Annotated in this window: 4 protein-coding genes; all 4 read right to left on the reverse strand. The window is 26.3% G+C overall.

What is annotated here, in order from left to right; all coding sequences use genetic code 4:
• Window positions 1–72: 72 nt before the first annotated feature.
• From ftsH to AXW82_RS03505, 4 genes are read right to left on the reverse strand one after another with little or no spacing between them, the layout of a single operon-like run.
• Window positions 73–2,046: an ATP-dependent zinc metalloprotease FtsH gene (gene ftsH, locus AXW82_RS03490; RefSeq protein ID WP_004794103.1), complete on the reverse strand. Its 1,974-nt coding sequence runs from the start codon at window positions 2,044–2,046 to the stop codon at window positions 73–75.
• A gap of 43 nt (window positions 2,047–2,089) precedes the next feature.
• Window positions 2,090–2,959, reverse strand: coding sequence for a tRNA lysidine(34) synthetase TilS (gene tilS, locus AXW82_RS03495; RefSeq protein ID WP_004794105.1), 870 nt, complete (start codon window positions 2,957–2,959; stop codon window positions 2,090–2,092).
• A complete protein-coding gene (pth, locus tag AXW82_RS03500; RefSeq protein ID WP_004794107.1) occupies window positions 2,952–3,518 on the reverse strand; it encodes an aminoacyl-tRNA hydrolase in 567 nt (188 codons plus the stop codon). Before pth ends, tilS begins: the two co-directional genes overlap by 8 nt.
• 1 nt (window position 3,519) lies before the next feature.
• The gene (locus AXW82_RS03505) at window positions 3,520–5,865 is read right to left on the reverse strand and encodes an ATP-dependent DNA helicase (RefSeq protein WP_004794110.1); all 2,346 of its coding nucleotides are present in this window, start codon (window positions 5,863–5,865) and stop codon (window positions 3,520–3,522) included.
• Window positions 5,866–6,077 lie beyond the last annotated feature (212 nt).

Below are 6,077 nucleotides of genomic sequence, written 5' to 3' on the forward strand. Positions count from 1 at the left end.
GTATTAATTATAAAGCATTTTTGCTATTTTAAAAAATATGAAAAAAACAAACACTGGGTTTGCTTTTTGTTATTAAACTTTATTTTCTTCTTGTTTCTCTGTCATTGAAATTAAAGATTCTAAATCAATTTCTTGTTCTTTGTCTTTGATAATTTCTTGTTTTGGAGGAAGTTGAATATTTTGAGCAATATAATCAATTTCTTCAGAAATAATTGTTTCTTTTTCTAATAACAATGTTTTTATTAGCTCTAAAAGAGTTCTATTTTCATTAATAACTTTTATTGCTATATTTTTAGCTTCTAAGATAATTTTTCTTACTTCCAAATCTATCTCATGACTTATTTGATTTGAAATTGAAGAGCTTGTTGCTAATGTTTTACCTAAAAACGGTGAACCAGATTCTTCATGATACTTAATTGGTCCTAAGTCACTCATACCGAACTCTGTAACCATTCTTCTTGCGATTGAGGTTGCTTTATTAATGTCATCAGAAGCACCTGTAGAAATATTATCTTCCCCATAAATTATTTCTTCTGCTGCTCTACCACCCATAAAGCTTGCTATTGTTGCTAATAACTCTTTTTTAGAATAATTGTATTTCTCTTGTTCAGGCATCATTAAATTATATCCGCCCGCTTGTCCACGAGGAATAATTGTTATTTTTTGTACTTTATTTCCACCAGGGACTTTTATACCAACAACTGCGTGACCAGCTTCATGATAAGCAACAGATGTTAATTCTTCTTTTGTAATTGTTCTTGATTTTTTTGCTGGTCCTGACATTACTCTATCTATAGCCTCATCAATTATTTCTAAAGTAATTACTTGTGACCTTTCACGAACTGTTAATAATACTGACTCATTAATAACATTCTCTAATTGGGCACCCGAAAAACCAGGTGTTCTTTTGGCTATATTAGAAAATATTACATCTGATGAAAATCTTTTTCCCTTAGCGTGTAATTTAAGAATCTCTTCTCTCTCTTTGATATCAGGGAGACCAACTGTAATAACACGATCAAAACGTCCTGGTCTTGTTAGGGCCGGATCTAAAACGTCTGTTCTATTTGTTGCAGCAATGAATAATAAACCAGAATTCTCCTTTATACCATCCATTTCAACAAGAAGTTGGTTTAAAGTTTGTTCTCTCTCATCATGACCACCCCCAATACCACTTCCTCTTGTTCTACCGATTGCATCTAATTCATCAATAAAAACAATTGCAGGCGAATTTTTTCTCGCTTCAGAAATAACTTGTCTAACTCTTTTAGCACCCATACCTACAAACAATTCAACAAAACTTGAAGCTGAAACAAAGTAAAATGGCACGTTTGCTTCTCCAGCTGTTGCTTTTGCAAGTAATGTTTTTCCTGTTCCTGGAGGACCTCCTAAAAGGATACCTCTAGGCATTCTTGCACCTGCTTCTTCATAACGTTTTGGATTTTTTAGATAATCAACTATTTCGCTTATTTCTTCGATAGGCTCTTTATTACCGGCTACATCAGCGAATTTTTTGTCTGACTTAATAATTTGAGCTGGACTTTTATCCCCAAAAACGCCACCTTGCCCATTCATCATTTTTGATTGCGATCTATATAATAGTCATAAAACTATTACTATTAAGAATGTTGGTATTAAAGAAATCAATATTGAGGTAACTATACTTTGTTCAGGAGCGCCAACAGATCACAATTGCCCTTCTTCTCCCGATGTTGATGATTTCAATGCTTTTAATATGGTGTTTGAGTTTTCATTATTTTTTAATAAACCTAAAACTTCACCTAACTTACCATATGTTATATATTCTTTTGATTCATGACCAGAAATATATCCAGAGCTAATTTCATTTTTAAAAGGATTAAACTTAATGAATTTAAAATACTCAGGATCTTTTGTGTCTGAACCTGCGCTTTCGATTTTAGAAGCTAATTCACTTATACTTAAGTCGTGGGCCGTTGTTTTACTGAATAATGTAAAATAAAGAATTAATCCAATTATAACTAGCACAATAATACTTAATCAAATTATTGTTTTTTTATTCTTCATAACTTCCTTTCTATTTATATAAATTATAATAAAAAAAATCTTTTTAGTTATCTTTTAATAAGTGACCTCTTTTTTTAGTTAAATAACAATTTTCTGACAATTTGTATTTATTAGATCTTTTAGGCGACTCTATAAATTTAATTATATTTTTTATTTTATCTTTTGATAATTTTATATTCTTGAAATTGTTATTTATTAATTCATAAACCAATTCCTCTTTTTTTGTTAAAAATTTAAATGTATCTTGGGAGAAATTATTTTCTTTTCATTTTTTGTAATTCTTATCAACTTTGTGAAAACGTAATTTTAAAATAAAATTCAATACAAAGAAATAAATCATCATATAGATTTTTCAAATTTTTGGTTTCTCATTATTGTGAATTCTAATTTTGTTTCTAGAATACTTCGGTTCTTCGTTTGTATAATCTTTATGAAACGGAATCCCTTTAGATAAGTTTTTTTTAATGATTGTTTTTTTAAAAAATCTAAAAAGTAATGGTCTTTCAATGTTCATATCAAACAAAATATTATGTTTTTTAATACCGTAATATTTAGAAAATCTTTTAGATTGTTTTTGAAAAATTGCAGTTTCTAAAAAATCATCGATATTGTGAGCAATAAATAATTTATCACAATTATATTTTAAGTAAATTTCTCTGAAAAATTTATATCTTATTTCTCTTGCTCAATTTTGAAAATTGCCTTTTTTATAATCATCTTTTTTTAAATTTAAACCCTCAAAATCAATTTTATAAGTTACACAAAAATTTTTTACAATTTCATAATCGATATGGCTATCAAATCGTTGATTATAATTAACTGTTGCTACAACTATATTTTTTTTCCTGTATTTATTCAATAAATACATACTATCAGGACCACCACTAACAGCTAATAGAATTTTTTTATTCACTTAAATCTTTCTTTGTATTAAATTTATTCATTACAGTATAAATATCATTAAAGCCATATAAAATTGCTGCATCGGCCGCCTTCTCGATAACCTTATCTATGATTAAAATTTCTTCCTCAGTAAATTTTCCTAAAACAAAATCTTTTAACTCTCCGTTAAAGGCTTTTTTTATGCCTATTTTCATTCTTTTAAAATCTTGTTTATTTCCTAATTGTGTTACTATACTTTTAATACCATTATGACTCCCCGCAGAACCACCAACTTTTATTGATGCCTTACCTAAGTCAATATCTTTTTCATCATGTATAACCAAAATATCACTACTATCTATTTTAAAGAATTCAGATAACTGTTGGATAAAATTTCCTGAAAGGTTCATATAAGTTAGTGGCTTTGCAACTATTAATTCATCAACTTTTGCATATTCTCCGTTAAATTTAGATTTATTTAATGTAATGTTTAATTTTTTACAGATTCTATCAATTACCAAAAAACCAGCATTGTGTCTAGTAAATTTATATTCATTACCAGGGTTACCTAATCCTACTATTAATTTCATTTTACTCCTTTAACATTCACTCTAAATTAGTGATAATTTCTTTTGTATTTGTGAACTCTTTTAAGAAAATTTTTGAATAAATTTTTTCTTCTTTCGTAAAGAGAACAAGTTTTTTAATCGCTCTTGAAGCTGCTGTATAAACCAATTTCTTTGAAAGCATTTTTGAATGATCAGGGTGGACAATAAACATAGCACATTCAATTTCACTACCTTGATATTTATGTATTGTAACGGCATAACCCAATTTAATTTCGTTTCTAAATTCCTCTTTGGTGTATGAAACTATTTTTTCACCAGACAAATCTTCATACCTAACCTTAATTATATCTTTCTCACGCCCTAAACTTTTATCTTTTGATATTGAATGTATATAACCTATATCACCGTTTGAAATATTATCATCATATCTATTTACTAATTGAATAACTTTATCATTTATTCTAAATTGATACTCCTGTTCACCTATTTTATATTTGTGAATAATATCTGAATCTTTATTATAAATGTTTTGTATTTCTCTATTTATTCTATCAATACCATAATACCCTCTATAAGTAGGGCATAATATTATTGTATTATCTATTCCGTACTTATTAACTTTTTTCATAAATAATTCCGATAAATCTTTAATAAAGTCGCTATAAATAATCATCTCAATATTTTTTTGTTTTAAACTGTTTCCGTAATAATCGCTAAATTTTGGATAAATTTTTTCTTTAAAGTCATCTTTATTCAAAGAATTAATATTTAATTTTAAGTTTTTTGATATAAATTCATATATTTTAGTGTTAAATATTTCGTTCGAAAAATCTCCTAAAGAATTAATGAAATGTATATAGTCAATAATTTCGGAACTTTCTGATCTGAAATTCTCATAAAGATAACTAACAGGAAACTTTTGAGAATTAATTAAATCAGAAAGTAAATTACCAGGACCAATTGCTGGTAATTGATCTACATCACCAATTAAAATGATTTTTGATAAATTCCTACAGGTTGATAATAAAAGATAAAAAATATTTATATTAACCATACTAAATTCATCAATAATTAAACATTTTATATCTTTAAATTCGTCTTCGTCTTTTGTGACTCTTTCATCTTCGTTTGGTATGCTTAAGAAGCTATGAATTGTTTTTGAAATAAAACCGTGTTTTTTTGTCAAGTTAGAAGAAGCTCTACCAGTTGGTGTTAAAACAATAAAATCCTTGCCATACTTATATTTTGATTTAATAAAAGATTGATAAATATGTTTTATTATGTTGCTTTTACCCGTTCCTGGACCCCCGGTTATTATGTTTATATTACTACTTAAAGAAGTATAATAAGCTTTTCTTTGCCTATCGCTGAGATACTTAATTTCGCTATTGTTTAACTTTGAAATTTCTAAGGTTTTTTTGTTTTTAATTTCATTTATTCATCACGTAATCATTCTTTCTTTATCAAACATTTGTTTTCGACAAACAAGGTTCTCAACACTAATTAGTGTGTTTTTGTTAATCATATGTTCAATAAATTCAGATATTATAAATTTATTTTCAATTATGTTTGCTTCTTTTGTGATTAATAGAATTAATAATTCTTTATCCCAATAAGTTGAATTATTTTCTTCCAATTTTAGCATTGAAGAATTCATAAAGGCTTCTAATCTTTCGAATGAAGTTTTTTCTCAACCAAGAGCTAAACCAAAAACATCTACATCTTGAAGAGAAAGTTTAAAATCGTTATAAAGTTTATAAGGATTATTTGTTTTAAAGTGACTCAATACATCTTTAACTTCGGGAAATAATCTTTTTATATCTATATATAAATTTTGTATTTTATTAATTTCGAAGAAAAATAAATCTTCATTCAATTCAGAGGTCTCATCTAAAAGATTGATAATTTTTTCTTTATTTTCATCAAAAACTAATTTAATATTTTCTTTCTGAAGTAAACTTAAAAAAATAGCGAAATCATTATCAAAAAGTTTTCCTTCTAATACATTCTTAAAAAAACCTTTAAAAGTGTATCCGATTTTTATCTTATCAATTGCAACAAAACCCACTTTTGGTGTGTTTTTTAAATATTGATAAAGTTCCATTTCCCTATCAACTTCTTTTGGTTTTGAATAAAAGTTAACCAAAACATAATTATTTTGATTTCCAGGTTTTGTTGATTTTGTAACAACTAAATTATATGTTTCGTATAAATCAGGGATATTTTTTACAGCATAAACAACTTTTTTTTCTTTTGTTTCTGTTTCAAACATGAATAACGCTCACCCTTGATCTTTACTTCCTTTAAGTACTTTTATAACCTTACCAGAAAGTAACTCTTCACCATCTTTTAAATCGATTTTTTTCATATGTAATTTATATTATAAATTAATTTTGTTTATATTTTTTTAAAAAAGTTATTAACAAGTTTATTCACAAGTATTTTCTATAGTTATTCACAAATTAATTAAATTTTAAATATAATTGTGAATAACTGCAGATAATTCCTATTTTATAGACTTAAAAATTGTGAATAAAATGTTAAAAAACTAGGTTTTTTTGTGGAAAAAACGAATAAAGT

The organism is Mycoplasmopsis canis PG 14 (assembly GCF_001553195.1).
GTDB lineage: Bacteria > Bacillota_I > Bacilli_A > Mycoplasmatales > Metamycoplasmataceae > Mycoplasmopsis > Mycoplasmopsis canis.